The 15,586-nt window shown below is 66.6% G+C and carries 13 protein-coding genes; 6 read left to right on the top strand and 7 right to left on the bottom strand.

Features of this window, described 5'->3' with window-relative positions; translation table 11 throughout:
* Positions 1-52: 52 nt before the first annotated feature.
* Both LHL23_RS00065 and lpdA read right to left on the bottom strand, forming a co-directional pair.
* Positions 53-1,222, bottom strand: a complete 1,170-nt coding sequence (locus LHL23_RS00065; protein ID WP_226428343.1) for an MFS transporter — start codon at positions 1,220-1,222, stop codon at positions 53-55.
* A 184-nt stretch (positions 1,223-1,406) separates the two neighbouring features.
* Entirely contained in the window at positions 1,407-2,801 is a 1,395-nt protein-coding gene (lpdA, locus tag LHL23_RS00060; RefSeq protein WP_226428342.1) for a dihydrolipoyl dehydrogenase, read from the bottom strand.
* A gap of 194 nt (positions 2,802-2,995) precedes the next feature.
* On the opposite strand from lpdA, the gene LHL23_RS00055 reads away from it, so the two are divergent.
* A complete protein-coding gene (locus tag LHL23_RS00055) occupies positions 2,996-3,418 on the top strand; it encodes a hypothetical protein (protein ID WP_226428341.1) in 423 nt (140 codons plus the stop codon).
* A 100-nt stretch (positions 3,419-3,518) separates the two neighbouring features.
* Here LHL23_RS00055 and LHL23_RS00050 read toward each other — a convergent pair whose 3' ends face one another.
* From LHL23_RS00050 to LHL23_RS00035, 4 genes are all read right to left on the bottom strand, one after another.
* Positions 3,519-4,097: a DUF924 family protein gene (locus LHL23_RS00050; RefSeq protein WP_222475890.1), complete on the bottom strand. Its 579-nt coding sequence runs from the start codon at positions 4,095-4,097 to the stop codon at positions 3,519-3,521.
* Between the two features lie 138 nt (positions 4,098-4,235).
* Positions 4,236-5,510 carry an MFS transporter gene (locus tag LHL23_RS00045; RefSeq protein ID WP_222475891.1) on the bottom strand — a complete coding sequence of 425 codons (1,275 nt, stop codon included), beginning with the start codon at positions 5,508-5,510 and terminating at the stop codon, positions 4,236-4,238.
* A 203-nt stretch (positions 5,511-5,713) separates the two neighbouring features.
* Positions 5,714-6,763, bottom strand: a complete 1,050-nt coding sequence (gene queA / locus LHL23_RS00040; RefSeq protein ID WP_226428340.1) for a tRNA preQ1(34) S-adenosylmethionine ribosyltransferase-isomerase QueA — start codon at positions 6,761-6,763, stop codon at positions 5,714-5,716.
* Positions 6,764-6,824: 61 nt separating this feature from the next.
* Positions 6,825-10,328: a YhdP family protein gene (locus tag LHL23_RS00035; protein ID WP_226428339.1), complete on the bottom strand. Its 3,504-nt coding sequence runs from the start codon at positions 10,326-10,328 to the stop codon at positions 6,825-6,827.
* A gap of 50 nt (positions 10,329-10,378) precedes the next feature.
* Between LHL23_RS00035 and LHL23_RS00030 the strand changes: the two genes are divergently transcribed.
* From LHL23_RS00030 to LHL23_RS00020, 3 genes are all read left to right on the top strand, one after another.
* Entirely contained in the window at positions 10,379-10,840 is a 462-nt protein-coding gene (locus LHL23_RS00030; protein ID WP_226428338.1) for a peroxiredoxin, read from the top strand.
* Between the two features lie 251 nt (positions 10,841-11,091).
* Positions 11,092-11,934 carry a ferritin-like domain-containing protein gene (locus tag LHL23_RS00025; protein ID WP_226428337.1) on the top strand — a complete coding sequence of 281 codons (843 nt, stop codon included), beginning with the start codon at positions 11,092-11,094 and terminating at the stop codon, positions 11,932-11,934.
* A gap of 85 nt (positions 11,935-12,019) precedes the next feature.
* A complete protein-coding gene (locus LHL23_RS00020; RefSeq protein ID WP_226428336.1) occupies positions 12,020-12,541 on the top strand; it encodes a ribosome modulation factor in 522 nt (173 codons plus the stop codon).
* Between the two features lie 62 nt (positions 12,542-12,603).
* On the opposite strand, the gene LHL23_RS00015 is transcribed toward LHL23_RS00020, so the two are convergent.
* Positions 12,604-13,578 (bottom strand): imm11 family protein, encoded by a 975-nt coding sequence (locus LHL23_RS00015; protein WP_226428335.1) that lies wholly within the window; start codon positions 13,576-13,578, stop codon positions 12,604-12,606.
* A gap of 96 nt (positions 13,579-13,674) precedes the next feature.
* Here LHL23_RS00015 and LHL23_RS00010 point away from each other — a divergent pair, with 96 nt between their 5' ends.
* Together LHL23_RS00010 and LHL23_RS00005 are read left to right on the top strand one after the other, a co-directional pair.
* Positions 13,675-15,006, top strand: coding sequence for a M23 family metallopeptidase (locus LHL23_RS00010; protein WP_226428334.1), 1,332 nt, complete (start codon positions 13,675-13,677; stop codon positions 15,004-15,006).
* The gene (locus LHL23_RS00005; RefSeq protein WP_222475903.1) at positions 14,996-15,547 is read left to right on the top strand and encodes a bactofilin family protein; all 552 of its coding nucleotides are present in this window, start codon (positions 14,996-14,998) and stop codon (positions 15,545-15,547) included. The genes LHL23_RS00010 and LHL23_RS00005 overlap by 11 nt, the downstream gene beginning before the upstream one ends.
* The last annotated feature ends 39 nt before the right edge of the window (positions 15,548-15,586 follow it).

Genomic DNA, 15,586 nt, shown 5'->3' with positions numbered 1-15,586 from the left:
GGCCCAACGGAAGACGGTCCCCAAAGGGGCCGGTGACAGGCGGGAGCGGCGCCTAGGCCCAGGCCCTCCGCCGCGTGGCCAGAAGCTGGTGCACCAGAATGCCCGCCAGGAACAGCACGCAGACCACCAGCATCATGCCGCCGTAGCCCGCCACCCCCAGCGAGCCCAGCAGCAGCGGCGTGCCGATCACATTGCCGGCATTGCCTGCCTGCGACATGGCGCCGTTCGACTCGGCCTGGTCCGCCGCGGTGGTATTCAACTGCGGCACCGAGGCAAAGCTGCCGCTCTGCACCAGGCCAAAGGCTGCGGCCAGCGCAAAGCAGGCCAGCCAGTCCCCCGGCATTGCCCACAGCCACAGGCTCGCCGCGGCGCAAAGCGCAAACCCCAGCTGGATCAGCTGCACCGCCGGCATCACCCGCAGCAGGGCCACACCGATCACCATCGACGAGGCGATGGAGATCAGCGGAAACGCCCCCATCACAAAGGCCCGCTGCCCCTCCGGCACATGCGGCGGCAGCACCGTCAGCAGCGCCACAAAGCAGGTGGTATAGAACAGCCAGCCCGCGGCCGGCGCCAGCTTGAACGGCGAGCGGTAGATGTGCAGATGCAGCGCCGGCAGGTTGGCCAGCTGCGGCATCGGCTGGCGCGGCGGCACCGGCAGGTCCCGCATCGCCCAGTGCAGCAGCACCGCCAGCGCCGCCATCAGCACCGCATGAGCGGCAAACAGCGCCAGCAACCCGCGGGACGCCACCAGCGGCAGGCCCAGCCAATTGAGCAGCGCAAAGGCAACGCCAAAAAACGTGCTCCATACCGTCAGCGCCGTGCCCCGCTGGCGGTCACTGGCCAAAAGCGCCATCAGCGTCGGGCCGGCCACCACGATGCCCAGATGCGACAGGCCTTCCGCCACGCGGGTAACCAGGAACAGCCCGTAGGGCAGATGCAGCACCTGCAGCGCCGACATCGCGGCGCCGGTCCACAGCGCCCAGACCAGCGCGCGCCGGTAGCCGAAGGCAGAGACAAACAGCCCGGCCACCGCGCCCATCACGATGCCCAGCACGCCGGTCATCGACACACTCAGGCTCAGCGCCGCGCCGGCCTCGGGGTAAAGTGCGCCAAGCTGTTCAAAGACAACCGAAACCTTGCCGTATTGCGCCGCCGCGCCAAGGCCGGCAGCCCAGACCGCCAGGATCGCGCCCCAGCGGGTTTTACCGGATGCCATCATGACCGCTGCCTCTGAGTGTTCTTGTTCTGCCTCTGGTTACCCCGGCGCGTGCCGGGAGGCCAGAGCGCAGCGTGAACTAATAGCACATCCCGCAGCCCGGTCCGCGCCCCGCCGCCGGTTCGGCGCGCAAAAAAGGCGGTCCGTTACAGGCCGCCTTTCCAAACTCCGGCTTTGCCGGGGCTGCTTACATATGGATCACCCGGCCGTAGGCGTCGAGCACCGATTCATGCATCATCTCGCTCAGCGTCGGATGCGGGAAGACGGTGTTCATCAGGTCTTCCTCGGTGGTCTCCAGCTGGCGGCCCACCACATAGCCCTGGATCATCTCGGTCACCTCGGCGCCAACCATGTGGGCGCCCAGCAGCTCGCCGGTCTTGGCGTCGAAGACGGTTTTCACCATGCCCTCGGCCTCACCCAGCGCAATCGCCTTGCCGTTGCCGATGAAGGGGAAGCGGCCGACCTTGATCTCGTAGCCCAGTTCCTTGGCCTTGGCCTCGGTATAGCCGACGGAGGCGACCTGCGGCTGGCAGTAGGTGCAGCCGGCAATGCTCTCCGGCTTCACCGGGTGCGCGTGCTTGCCCGCGATCAGTTCGGCCACCATGACGCCCTCGTGGGACGCCTTGTGCGCCAGCCAGGGCGCGCCGGCGATGTCGCCGATGGCATAGAGGCCATCGACGCCGGTGCGGCAGAATTCGTCAGTGATCACATGGGTGCGGTCGACCTTGACGCCCAGCTCTTCCAGCCCCAGGCCCTCGACGTTGCCGACGATCCCCACGGCGGAAATCACGGTGTCGAACTCCTGTTTCTCCACCTTGCCGCCCACTTCGATATGGGCCGTCACCTTGCCCTTGCCGCGGTCCAGCTGCTTGACCATGGCTTTCTCCATGATCTTCATGCCCTGTTTGACAAAGGCCTTCTTGGCAAAGGCGGAGATTTCCGCGTCCTCGACCGGCAGCACCCGGTCCATCACCTCAACCACCGTGGTGTCAGCACCCAGCGTGTTGTAGAAGCTGGCAAATTCGATGCCGATGGCGCCGGAGCCGATCACCAGCAGCTTTTTCGGCATCCGCACCGGCTGCAGCGCGTGCTTGTAGGTCCAGACCAGATCGCCGTCCGCTTCCAACCCCGGCAGCTCGCGGGCGCGGGCGCCGGTGGCCAGAACGATATTCTTGGCGGTCAGCTCCTCGGTGCCCTTTTCGGTCTTGACCGAAACTTTGCCCTTGGCCGGGATCGAGGCTTCGCCCATCACCACGGTGATCTTGTTCTTCTTCATCAGGTGGCCGATGCCGGAGGACAGCTGTTTCGCCACCCCGCGCGAGCGTTTCACCACCGCGTCCAGGTCATAGCCGATGTTTTCAGCCTTCAGGCCGAAATCCTTGGCGCGCTCCATCAGGTGGAACACTTCCGACGACCGCAGCAGCGCCTTGGTCGGAATGCAGCCCCAGTTCAGGCAGATGCCGCCCAGATGCTCGCGCTCGACCACACAGGTCTTCAGACCCAGTTGCGCGGCACGGATGGCCGCAACATAGCCCCCCGGGCCTGCGCCGATTACGATCACGTCATAAGATTGTGCGGCCATGGTGCTCCCTCGCCCTCGAACAGGTTCCAAAAACTAGTTTACCGTTAAACTATATTTTTCCGCACTGCAATAATCCTCTGCTGCGGCATAGCGGCCATGCGTTTTCCGGCAGGTTTCCGCTTGGCAGCGCGGGCACTTCCGGGCCAGCATAGGCCGGAACCCATCCGCAATCCACCGCGCAGGACAGGACCCGCATGACAAAAACCCTGATCGACCTCGCCAAGGCCCTCCTGAACGCCACACTGATCCTGCTGGCGGTCTGCCTGTTCCTGGGGTGGAAGCTGATGGACGCCGCCGGGGGCGTCACTGCCAATGCGGGGGCCATCGCGGACCGTGTGACGCCGCTGCGCACCGCTGTGGCCGGACTGCAGGAAGAAACGGCCAGCCTCCGCGCGGCCCTTCAGGATGGAACAGGCACCGCACCCGCTGCCCGGCTGGAACAGCTGGAGCACCGTCTGGCGCAGATCCAGGACAGCCTGTCGGAGATGCGCGGCCTGCCGCAGCAGGCCGCGGCTGAGGCGGCCCGCGCAGGCGCGGCCGAGCTTGCCGCCCGCCTGATCAGCGCCGTGCCGGGGCTGAAGGACGGCGGCGCGGCCTGCACGCCACCCGGCAGCTGATCCGGTGCAAGCCCGTTCAGGCCCGTGCCCTGCCGCTTGGCAAAAGAAAACGCCGCGCCCGGGTCAGGCACGGCGTTTCAAACTTCTGTCTGCGCCGGTGTCAGCCGGCCGCTTGCATCTGCCGCACGGTCTCACCGTAACCGCCTGCTGTCACATAGTCGATCTCGGGCCCGGTGCTGCTGCGGTGCAGCGCCTCGTTGCGGTAGGGGAAGCGGCCGAACTGGCGGATCACTTCGCGGTGGGCGCGGGCGTGCAGCAGGTTGCTGCCGCCGGTCTCCGGCATCCGCTCCATCATCAGCCGGATGCAACGTTCCTGGTCGCACAGGTTTTCCGAATGCATCAGCGGCAGGTAGAAGAACTGCCGCGCAGGCTCGTTGATTTTCAAGTCCCAGTTTCTGTTGATTGCCACCTTGGCGGCCGACATTGCTGCCCGGTCAGAGGCAAATGCCTTGCCGTTGCCGCGGAACATGTTGCGCGGGAACTGGTCCATCAGGATGATGTACGCCAGCGTGCCGCTCGGGTAGGTCAGCCAGAAGGAGAACTTGCCCTCGCAGGCCTCCTCCCAGGTCTTTTGGAACTTCGCGCGGATCTCCTCATCCAGCGCCTCATCCTGCAGATACCACCCTTTCTCGCCCACTTCGTCGAGCCAGAATGCAAGTATCTCTTTGGGACCAGCCATCGGTCGTAACTCCAAGTTTCTCCTGACCCTATCTTCAGGCCATTTTACATTACCTTTACAAGTAACCTTGGGTCACAAATTGCGACAGACAACCCCAATGGGTGAAATATTCCTCACAATTCTGGCTAGTTAGCGCAATCAGCCCGGTTCCTGGGCAGTTTCTTGCTCTTCCAGCTCGGCTTCGATGGCGTATTCCTGGGCGAATTCCACCGCCACCGGCGACACCGCCGGCGACATCACCGCATAGCTGCCGGTCTCGCCCACCGGGATCGACGCCCGCTGCGTCGCGCGGTAGGCGGCATAGGCGGCCATCGCAAGCATCAGCGCGCCAATGAAGGTGAAGAAGCCCGCCGGGCCGAACACCGCATCCTCCATCAGCCAGCCGGTGATCAGCGGCCCGGCAATGGCGCCCAGGCCGTTGATGAAGATCAGCCCGCCGGAAGCCGCCGCCATGTCGTCATGCTCCAGGTAGTCGTTGGTATAGGCGATCAGCAGCGAGTAAAGCGGGTTCGACAACCCGCCGATGAAAAAGGCCGCGACCAGCAGCATCTTGAATTCGACACCGAACAGGAAGCCGATGACCGCTCCGGCGCCGCCCGCCAGCGCGGCACCCAGGATCAGCACCCGGCGGTCCATGCGGTCCGACAGCCAGCCCAGCGGGTACTGCAGGATCATCGCGCCGACATAGAAGGTGGAGACAAACACCGACAGCTGCCACAGGGTCAGCCCGGCGGCGGAACCGTAAACCGCGCTCATGCCGAACTGGGCCGAGAATACGCCGCCCAGAAGGAACATGCCGACACAGCCCAGCGGCGAGGTTTCAAACAGCTTGCGCAGGGTCATAGGCTTGGTGGTGTCAAAGGCCGGCGTGGGCGAGATCGACAGCAGGATCGGCCCGAAGGAAACGGACACCAGGATCGACGCGATGATAAAGGCCTCGTAACCGGCCGGGTCGCCGATCTGGATCATCATCTGGGCAGCGATGATGCCGATGGTCTGCACGATCATATAGAGCGACAGCGCCTTGCCGCGGTTGGTGTTGTCGGCGGCGTTGTTCAGCCAGCTTTCGGCGGTCACATACACGCCCGAGAAGCAGAAGCCGATGATCATCCGCCCCAGCGCCCAGGCAACGGTGTTGGGCAGCAGCGGATACAGGATCATCACCGCAGAGATGAAGGAGGCTAGCGCCGCGAACACTCGCACATGGCCGACCCGGCGGATCATCTCCGGCGCCAGCCGCGAGCCGCCCAGGAAGCCCACGAAATAGGCCGCCATCACGATCGACATCTGGAAGGTGGAAAAGCCCTCAAGCTCGCCGCGCACACCCAGCATGGTGCCCTGCAGGCCGTTGCCCACCATCAGCAAGCAAACCCCCAAGAGCAGCGCCCATGCGCTCGACAGCACCTGCAGCATTTCATGCCTCCTTCGAAAGCAAAGCAGCCCTCCACAACGGGACGGGCTGCCAACACCTTTGATTGTTATGTCCGGGCGATCAAGCCCGCCGGGCCGGTATCGCCGATTCCGGTTTCAGTTTCATGACCCCGGTGCGCGCACGCGGGGCCTTCAGTTGCGGCGCTTGTCTACGATTTCCTGCCGCATTTCTGAGATGTATTCGCCTATGCCGGGATCAAAAGCGACGCATCGCCATAGGAGAAGAACCGGTAGCCGTTCTCAACCGCATGGGCATAGATCCTGCGGATCTCCTCCTGCCCCATCAGCGCCGAAACCAGCATCAGGAGGGTGGATTTCGGCAGGTGGAAATTGGTCATCAGCGCATCCGCCACCTGGAAGGCAAAACCCGGATAGATGAAGATATCGGTATCGCCTTCCCAGGCGTGGATCTGCCCGTCCTTGGCCGCGCTCTCAATCAGCCGCAGCGCCGTGGTGCCGACCGGGATCACCCTCCCGCCGGCCGCCTTGGTCGCCGCGATCTCCGACGCTGCCTCTGCGCTGACCTTGCCCCATTCCGCATGCATCCGGTGGGTGGTCACATCCTCCACCTTGACCGGCAGGAAGGTGCCCGCCCCCACATGCAGGGTGACATAGGAAATCTCCACCCCGCGCGCCTTCAGCGCGTCCAGCAGCGGCGCATCGAAATGAAGGGAGGCCGTCGGCGCCGCCACCGCGCCCGAATTTTTCGCCCAGACGGTCTGGTAGTCGGTCTTGTCCTGTTCATCCGCAGCGCGCTTTGCAGCAATATAGGGCGGCAGCGGCATTGCCCCCGCCTCTGCCAGCGCGGCGTCGAAATCGGTGCCGCTCAGGTTGAAGCGCAGATGCCCCTGGCCGTCCTCGATGGCTTCCAGCCTGGCGGTCAGATCCTCGGAGAAGATGATCTCCTCGCCGCTCTTGATTTTCTTCAGCGGCTTCAGCAGCGCCGCCCAGCTGCCATCGGCACGCGGCTCCAGCAGGGTGGCCTCGATCCTGGCCGACACCGGTCCTTGGGCGCTGTCGCGGTGGCGCTGCCCGCTGAGCCGCGCCGGGATCACCTTGGTGTCGTTCAGAACCAGCCGGTCGCCGGGCTGCAGCCAGTGGACCAGGTCGGTCACCTGCCCGTCATGCAGATCCCCGCCCGCGGCCACCAGCAGCCGGGCCGAGCTGCGCGGGTTGGCAGGCCGGGTGGCAATCAGATCGTCGGGCAGGTCGAAGTCGAAATCACTCAGTTTCATGGCAGGCGCTATAGGATGTGCGGCAGGGGAAATCTATGGCGTTTTGCATCTTTTGCCAGCGCTACTTGCCGGCGCTGAGCGGCTCCTGCACCTGCGGCTCCTGGTCCTGCGGCTGCGGCGCCTGCGCTGCCGCCCCGCTGCCGGCGCTGAACGCGGGCTGCTGGCCCGGAACCTGCGGCGCCGGCCCGCGGAAGATTTCCCGCAGGAACCCCGGTGCCAGCCCCGCCAGCGGGTTGACGGAGACAGAGGGGTCGGCAGCGGTTCCGCGCAGGGTGAAGGTGAAGCCGAACAGCCCCTCGCCGTCGCGCGGCGACAGCACCCGGCCGATGGCGTTCAGCAGGTAGACCGGCGAAATCACCCCGCGCATGTCCAGGCGGCTGGACCGCAGATCGTAATTGCCGTCCAGCGACAGCCCCATCGACGGCCCCACCGCGCTGCTTTCATGCAGGATCAGATGCGAGGCCCCCAGCCGGAACCGCCCGTCCATGCTGGTGAACAGGATGCCCTGTCCGGTCATCTCATCGAGCAGGCCGACCAGGCTGATCGCGTTCAGGATTGCCGCCATCGACGGCGCATTGCGGACCCGGATGTTGCGCACCGCGACCTTGCCGTCATACTCGCCCGGCGTGCCCGCCGGAATCAGTGTCATGTCGAACGAGCCGCCGCGCCCGTGCTCGAAGATCCCTGCAGAACGGAACACCCCGCCCGCATCGCTGGCCCGGATCCGCGCCGCGGTGCCGCCGTCATGCGGCACCACCGTTCCGGCCACCGGCGTCTGGCCGTTCAGCCTGCCGGTGAACTCGCCGTTCATGCCACCCTGGGTCGAGAACCGGCCCTGGAAATTCTGCAATCCGATGCTTTCGGTGACCTGCAGGTTCTGCAGCCGCAGGCTGACCGGCACCGCCCCGCCGCCGCTGCTGCTGCCGCCTGACGGCCCGTCGGTGGCAAACGGCGACCGGAACAGATCCAGCCTGCCGCCCGTCACCTCGATCCCCGGCGGGGCGTTGCCGCGGCCGCGGAAGGTCACCGCGCCCTGGAACCAGTCACCCGCCCGCGCGGACGAAAACACCGCCTGATCGAGCCCGCCGCCGGGCCGGGTGGCCACCCGGCCGCTGGCCTCCAGCCCCGGCGCCGCCAGCTCCAGCCGTTCCACAGTGGCGCTCTCTCCCAGCACCGCCGACAGCGACAGTCTGCCCCTGGCAGCCTCTGCCTTGCGCCAGCCGATTTCCGGGATCCGCAGGCCGACCCCCGCCAGATCCGACTCCAGCTCCAGCCGCGGCGGCGCCCCCGGCGCCAGTTCCACCGCATAGCGCCCCTGCCCCTTGCCGGAAACGGAGCCGCGCGGCAGGCCGATGTTGAAGGCCTCCACCGTTTCCGCCGTCAGCGCGATGCGGCCCTCGGCGCGGCTGTCCTTGGGGGCATCCTTGCCGATCTGCTGCTGCCAGCTGGCGCTCAGCGGCACCCCCGACAGGCTGCCGTCGCCGCTGATGCGGACATGGCCCTGATCACCCTCGACCGCCAGCACCGGCGCCTTTGCCACATGGCCCGGCACCAGCTTGGCAGTCTCCGCCGCCCGCACCGTGCCGCGGTAATGGTACTGGATCTCCTCCACCTGCACATCTTTCTTCAGCGGCAGCGCCAGCGTGCCCTCCGCCTCCACGAGCCCCGCAGCCAGATCCACCGGCAGCCCGGCCTTGTCCATCACCTGCAAGGGCTCCCGGTTCAGCAGCGACAGCGCCGCGGTGGCAGAGCCGCGCGCCTTGATCCGGGCAATCCCCGGCGTGCCTTCCTTGGCCGACACGTCGGGGATGATGAAGGAGGTGCCCGCCACATCCACCGCGCCGCCCTGCTCCGGCAGCACCGTGCCCCTCGACGCCGTCACCACAAAGCGCGTGCCGTAAAGGCTCAGCTGCCCGGCTCCGCCGCGCACCGGCGGCATGAATTTCTGAAACAGCACCTCGGCGTTGTCGAACCCCAGGTCCAGGCTGACAAACGGCTTGCCCGGGCCGCGGCCGCGCATGTGGAAGCCGACGTCGCGAATCCGCCCGGACCGCAGGTTGTCCCGCACCCATTCCCGCGGCTTGGGCGCCAGCACCGCAGGCCACAGCTCCTTGACCCGCGCCGCGCTGACCGTGTCGACGCTGCCGTTCAGATCGTAGTTCCAGCCTTCCTGACCGGCCCCGACGGTGCCGTCGAAATGAATGCGGCTTTCACCGTCGCGGACCAGCATCTCGCCCAGCCGCAGCCGGAAGGGCCGCAGCCGCAGATCGAAATCCGCATCCACCGCGGGAAACCTGACCGGGGTTTCGAACATCCGCCGCGGGTTCAGCGACAGATCGGAGAACCGCAGCTGCCCCGCCAGCCCGGTAAGCTGGCCGTTCTCGATGCCGGCCAGGCTGGCCTGCCCCTGCATCACCCCCGAGCCCCAGCCGCTTTCGATGCTCAGCTCGGAGAACGCCAGCATCTGCCGCGCGGGATCATAGGTGAAATAGCTGCGTGCGCCGCTGATCGGCACCGGGCGGGTCTGCGCCTCCGGCTGGATCACCCCCTCGCCGATGCGCAGGCTGGCCTGCACCGGCAGCACCGCGCCATCCGCCCCGACCGCGCCGCGCAGGGAGCCGGAGATCGGCGCCTGCAGCACCCCGAGCCAGCCAAGCGCCGGGCTCTGCACCGCAATATCCTCGCTGGCAATGTCAGAGACCAGCACCCCGAACTCCGCCTCCGGGCTGCCGATCTCGGAGCGGTAGCTGGCCTCCACCGTGCCAACGTCGCCGCGCCCGCTCAGCACCGAGAACGCGCCGGACAGCGACACCGCGGCGCCGTCGCGCTGCAGCCGGATGCGGCCGCCGTCCAGGGTCCAGCCGCGGCCCAGCCGGTCATCAGTATAGGACAGCGTCAGCGCGTTGGTCTCCACGCCCGTCAGCGCCGCCAGCACCGGCTTTTCCAGCTGGCTGTCCCATTGCTCGATCAGCTGCACCAGGCTTTCCGCGCGCCGGGCCGGCAGCCCGCCGCTGGCAAAGCTCAGCGCCAATGAGCCGTCCTTGTTGCGCCGGAGCGCCGCAAACAGCCCGCTGAGGGTGATCTGCTTGGGCTGGATCCGGCCGCGCAGCAAGGGCCGCATCGCCAGGCTGGCCTGGGCATCGGCCAGCTGCGCAAACACCGCGCCGTCCGGGTGCCGCAGCACCACGTCCCGCAGGCTTACCCGCGGCCGCCAGCCCCTGTTGACCACCAGGTGGATGGCGCCGAATTCGATCTGCAGCCCGTTCAGGTGGCGCTCGATGCGGGTCTCCACCCGGCTGCGCAGCCAGTCCGGCGCGTCCAGCCGGGTGCCGATCCCGAAGTAGACCGCGCCCGCGCCCAGAAACGACAGCAGCGCCAGCAGCCAGGCCAAACGGCGCAGCAGCCGCAAGCGGCTCCGCCGCCGCGGCCCGGACGGCACCACCCCGGCCCCGGCTCCGGCATCGGTGTCCGGCCCGGGCACCGGCCCGGCCACAGGCACCGCCTCGGCGGCGGCGCGGTTATTCTCGCCGGCGGGTTTGATCTCGGCTTTCCCTTCGCTGTTCATGGGTTATGGTCGCCGCGCAGTGATTTGCGCAACAGACAGGAGACAGGCCAATGCTCGACGTTTCAGATCCCGCCCCTTCCTTTACCCTGCCCCGCGGCGGCGGCGGAGAGGTCACGTTGTCCAGCCTCCGGGGCGCGCCCGTGGTGCTGTTCTTCTACCCCCGGGATAATACCCCCGGCTGCACCAAAGAATCCATCGCCTTTTCAGAGGCTTTGCAGTCCTTCGCCGATGCCGGCGCTCACGTTTTCGGGATTTCCAAGGACAGCCTCAAGAAGCATGAGAATTTCACCGCCAAATACGGGCTGACAACGCCGCTCCTGTCGGATGCGGACAGCACCGTTTGCGAGGATTACGGCGTCTGGAAGGAGAAAAGCATGTACGGCAAGAAGCACTGGGGCATCGAACGGTCCACTTTCCTGATCGGTGCCGATGGCAACATTGCCCGCGTCTGGCGCAAGGTGAAGGTGGACGGCCACGCCCAGGAGGTTCTGGACGCCGTCCGCGCCCTGTAGCCAAAGCGCTCCCGCCAGCCCTGCCCGCGCCCTGGCCGCGCCCTGACGGGCGCAGCCGCAGCTGTTGGGCCCGGCGCCGCCCTTGGGGGCGGCGCGCAGCGCGCGGAACGCCCGGCTGCGGACCCAAGGCAGCCAGGGCGATCAGACCGCTGATCCCCCGCAGGCGCGGGAGCATCCCGGTTTCCGCTCTGGACTCCGCCGCTTAAATCAGGTGAACCCGGCACCGCTGCCCGCCGCAACAGGAGACCCGCATGACCGATCAGCCGCTTTCGCTTGCCGCACGCGCCGCCGAGGTGCTGACCACCGCCGACGGCCGTGCCAAGACGGCCCTGTCGCGCCGCCATGCCGCTGCGTGGTTCGCCAGCCGCAACGGCGAGGCGCCGGAGATCCCCATCGGCACCGCCAGCCCGCCGATGCATCCGGCCCGGCCGGAAAAGCCGGAACTCCTGAACCCGCGCGACGTGCCCAAGCGCAAGCCGGGATCGGAGGCAGGCCGCATCGCGCTCCTTCATGCTGTGGCCCATATCGAGCTTAATGCCGTCGACCTGCACTGGGACATCATCGCGCGGTTTTCCCATGTGCCGATGCCGCTCGGATTTTTCGACGACTGGGTCAAGGCGGTAGATGAGGAATCCAAGCATTTCAACCTGATGTGCGACTGCCTTGAAGCGCTAGGCAGCCACTACGGCGCCCTTCCGGCCCATGCCGGCATGTGGCGCGCCGCCGAGGACACGGCAGACGACCTGATGGGCCGCCTCGCTGTCGTGCCGATGGTGCTGGAGGCCCGCGGCCTCGACGTGACCCCCGGCATGATCGGTATCTTCCGCAAGGCAAACCTGACCCAGGCGGTGGAGGCGCTGGAGCTGATCTATGCCGAGGAAGTCAGCCACGTCGCCTATGGCTCAAAATGGTTCAACTTCCTCTGCGGGCGCGGCAACCTGGACCCCAAAGAAGAGTTCCACGCGCTGGTGCGCAAGTATTTCCGCGGCGCGCTGAAGCCGCCCTTCAACGAGGAAAAGCGCGCCGACGCCGGCCTGCCGCCGGATTTCTACTGGCCGCTGGCCGATCAGGTGAAGCCGCTGCCGGGCTGGTGAACCCGGCGGGCCTCTGCCACGCCCGCAGCCTTTACCTGAGGCCCTTGGCGGCGTAGACTGGGAAGTCCCGGAAAACGGGTGCCCCATGTTCGAGAACGACTTTCCACTGCTGAGCACCGCCAGCCTTGTTGCCCTGATCATGCACAAGGCCGGATCCGGTCCGGTCACGCTGGAGAGCTGCGAAACCGCCCTTGCCGCCCTGTTCCAGCAAGCCAATGAAACCCCCGGCCTGCCGCCGGAGGAGCTGCGCGAGCGGCTGGCGGGCCATCTGGCGGATCTGCAGACCGCCCGCATTCTGGAACCGGCGCCGGACGGCGGCTGGCAGCTGACCCGCCGCGGCCGCCGGGCGCTGGAGCAGCACCCGGAAGGGCTCGACCAGACCGACCTTGCCCGCTACCCGGAATTTGCCGCCCATCTGCGCGACACCGCCCACAAGCCCTGCGGCATGGACCCGCGCGGCGCGCATTTTGACGAGGGCTACCTTGCCTGCCTGAACGGCCTGCCCTTCACCGCCAACCCCTATGCCTTCGACAACGCCGACCACCAGGCCTGGGAAAACGGCTGGACCGAAGCACAGGAGGAACGGGAGCAGGAACCGCCGCGCTGACCCGGCTCCTTCCGGCATTGCAGGCCGCTGGCTGAATAGCTGAAGCCGCCTCTGGCAGCGGCTCAGCCGTCCATGTCCACCCAGATATGAGCAACCGTCTCCGCAGGTGTGCCATCCGGCTGCTTGTCCCGCCCATTGTACTTGGTGAATTCCCCAAATCCTCGCAGGTTTGCCGCCCGGATGTGACCGAAAGCCTCCTGCGAGAAGAAGATTGGCAGCCCGCCGCTGGCCTTATGGCACCACACGGGCAGATGCGACAGGAACCGCGCCCGCCCCAGCGAGTCGAACATTCGTTTTTGAAACGACGGCGTGGCATCCCCGCGCAGCTGGCCGTACTGTTTGTCCTGATCCAGCAGGAACACCGTGCGGCCGCAGACAAAGTGGAAATAGTCCTGGCTCGATATGCGCTGCCCCTTGGTGTTGTACATCATGCAGGGGATGAACTGATGCGCACCATCAGGGTCCGCCGCCAGGATTGCCTGTTTCAAAGAAGCACTGATCACCGGATTGCCCGAAATCGACAGGCAGTCCGGAAGAAATTCAGGCACGCTGTCCCGCGCCAGCCGGACGTTTCCAAACAGCTCCGGACAACCGCTCATGTCCGATGGGCGGCAAACCATCGCTTTCTCAGGTGTCCCCGGCAGCTCCAAAAGATGGGCATCAGTTCTGAAGCCCGCGCGTTTTCGGCTGTAGCTGTAAACATCCGGTTCAAACGTCACCGGAAAGTCCTGCGCATCTCCCAGATCCGGCGCAAACATGAAAATCGTGCGGCAGTTATCCGGTTTTTGCATCTGTTCACTGACGGAAGGAAGCGACGGCATAGGAAGTACTTTCTTGGAAATACCATAACTTGCTATCAACCACGTCCTGGCCGCACAACTCTCCCGCCTTCTGCCGGTCTGGCCCCGGCCTCTGCCGGAAGCCTCAGCCCCGGGAGCCTGGCCGCAGAAACCGACGCGCGCCGCTCGGCAATTTCCCGCCGATCCCCTGCCCCAGACCGCCGCGGCCCGCTGCAATGGGTCAACAGGCTTGCCCAACCGGCCCACCCTGTCTATTGACTTCGGCCAAGGTCCCGGACCCGCCCCGCGGCGGCGCAACGGGACTGCACGACGAGACTGGACAAGGACCGGACATTGCGCACACGGCTCGCGATCAGAATTCACAGTTTTCTCGAACGCCGCTTCCCGGAGCGGCGGGTGTTCCTGAAATCCGACACCGACACCCGTTTCATCCGGCTGCGCTCCGAAACCCAGCTTGTGGCCGTGGCCGGCATCACCCTGTTCACCGCCTGGGCCATCGTCGCCACCGCCATCGTGCTGATGGACAGCATCGGCTCCGGCAATTTCCGCGAGCTGGCCAAGCGCGACCAGCAGACCTACCGCGAACGGCTGAACGCGATTTCCGATGAACGCGACGCCCGCGCCGAAGAGGCGCTGGCCGCGCAGGAGCGCTTCAACGCCGCGCTGGCGCAGATCTCGGCGATGCAGTCGGAGCTGCTGGCCTCCGAAACCCGCCGCCGCGAGCTGGAAACCGGCATCGAGGTGATCCAGACCACCCTGCGCGACACCATGAGCCAGCGCGACGCCGCCCGCGGCGAGCTGGCGCAGCTCAAGGAAGAGACCGGCGGCGGCACCGGCGCCCATGCCGCGATGGCCAGCGCCGAGGCGCAGATGGACCTGCTGGCAAACGTGCTGGCGGACACCGCCACCGAACGCGACCAAGTCCTGGCCGACGCCCGGGGCGCGCTGCAGCAGCGCGACGAGCTGGAGCTGGAACTGCAGCTGATGGATGAACGCAACAGCCAGATCTTCCGCCAGTTGGAGGAAGCGGTGGCTGTCTCCGTAACCCCGCTCGACAAGATGTTCCGCAGCGCCGGCATGCCGCCCGACCGCATCCTCGAACAGGTGCGGCGCGGCTACAACGGCCAGGGCGGCCCGCTCGAGCCGCTGGCGATGTCCACCCGCGGCGAGGAGCCCGCACCGGAAGAGCTGCGCGCCAACGCCATCCTGGCCAAGCTCGACCAGCTGAACCTCTACCGGCTGGCCGCCGAACAGGCGCCCTTCGCCACCCCGGTGAACCTCGGCCACGTGCGCCAGACCTCCGGCTACGGCTACCGCCGCGACCCGAAAACCGGCGGCCGCCGCCTGCACAAGGGGTCAGATTTCGCCGGCAGCACCGGCACCGATATCTTTGCCACCGCCGACGGCGTCGTCACCCATGCCGGCTGGCAATCCGGCTACGGCAAGATGGTCACCATCCGCCATGCCTTCGGCATCGAAACCAGATACGCCCATAACTCCAAGATCCGCGTGACCAAGGGCCAAAGGGTCTCGCGCGGGGATCACATTGCTGATATGGGTAACACCGGACGGTCCACCGGGACCCACCTCCATTACGAGGTCAGGGTCAACGGGCAAGCTGTTAACCCCATGATCTACATCAAGGCTGCGAGAAATGTTTTCTAAGAGCAAAATCAACGAGCCCGGGCCGAAGCAGGCCGACGCAACCCCGGCACCCGCGGCGGCCCCGGCTGCTGCGCCTGCGGCCAGCGACTACACCTCCAGCATGCCCAAGGCCAAGCCCGCCGCATCGCTGCTGAGCTCGGACCTGCACATCACCGGCAACGTCAAGACCACCGGCGACATCCAGGTCGAAGGCACGGTTGAGGGCGACATCCGCGCGCATCTGCTGACCGTTGGCGAAACCGCCACCATCAAGGGTGAAATCACCGCCGATGACGTGGTGATCAACGGCCGCATCGTCGGCCGCGTGCGCGGCCTCAAGGTGCGCCTGACCTCCACCGCGCGGGTCGAGGGCGACATCATCCACAAGACCATCGCGATCGAAAGCGGCGCCCATTTCGAAGGCTCCGTGCAGCGCCAGGACGACCCGCTGAACCCGGGCGGCCGCAAATCCGCTCCGGCAGCCGCCCCGGCTGCAGCGCCGGCCCCGGCGCCGTCGGCTGCGGTCCAGGCCGCCACCAAGGCACACAAGGCAGAAGGCTGAGCCGCCAGCCGGCAGGCCTTCAAAACGGCCGGGTCTGAC

This window comes from Leisingera sp. McT4-56, assembly GCF_020514995.1.
GTDB lineage: Bacteria > Pseudomonadota > Alphaproteobacteria > Rhodobacterales > Rhodobacteraceae > Leisingera > Leisingera aquaemixtae_A.
The sequence above is the reverse complement of the archived record's forward strand: the minus strand, read 5'-3'. Positions and strand labels throughout refer to the sequence as shown.

Bases quoted from the DNA above. Each gene is read 5' to 3' on its own strand.
- LHL23_RS00065 (WP_226428343.1), bottom strand. From the start codon at position 1,222: ATGATGGCATCCGGTAAAACCCGCTGGGGCGCGATCCTGGCGGTCTGG.
- lpdA (WP_226428342.1), bottom strand. From the start codon at position 2,801: ATGGCCGCACAATCTTATGACGTGATCGTAATCGGCGCAGGCCCGGGG.
- LHL23_RS00055 (WP_226428341.1), top strand. From the start codon at position 2,996: ATGACAAAAACCCTGATCGACCTCGCCAAGGCCCTCCTGAACGCCACA.
- LHL23_RS00050 (WP_222475890.1), bottom strand. From the start codon at position 4,097: ATGGCTGGTCCCAAAGAGATACTTGCATTCTGGCTCGACGAAGTGGGC.
- LHL23_RS00045 (WP_222475891.1), bottom strand. From the start codon at position 5,510: ATGCTGCAGGTGCTGTCGAGCGCATGGGCGCTGCTCTTGGGGGTTTGC.
- queA (WP_226428340.1), bottom strand. From the start codon at position 6,763: ATGAAACTGAGTGATTTCGACTTCGACCTGCCCGACGATCTGATTGCC.
- LHL23_RS00035 (WP_226428339.1), bottom strand. From the start codon at position 10,328: ATGAACAGCGAAGGGAAAGCCGAGATCAAACCCGCCGGCGAGAATAAC.
- LHL23_RS00030 (WP_226428338.1), top strand. From the start codon at position 10,379: ATGCTCGACGTTTCAGATCCCGCCCCTTCCTTTACCCTGCCCCGCGGC.
- LHL23_RS00025 (WP_226428337.1), top strand. From the start codon at position 11,092: ATGACCGATCAGCCGCTTTCGCTTGCCGCACGCGCCGCCGAGGTGCTG.
- LHL23_RS00020 (WP_226428336.1), top strand. From the start codon at position 12,020: ATGTTCGAGAACGACTTTCCACTGCTGAGCACCGCCAGCCTTGTTGCC.
- LHL23_RS00005 (WP_222475903.1), top strand. From the start codon at position 14,996: ATGTTTTCTAAGAGCAAAATCAACGAGCCCGGGCCGAAGCAGGCCGAC.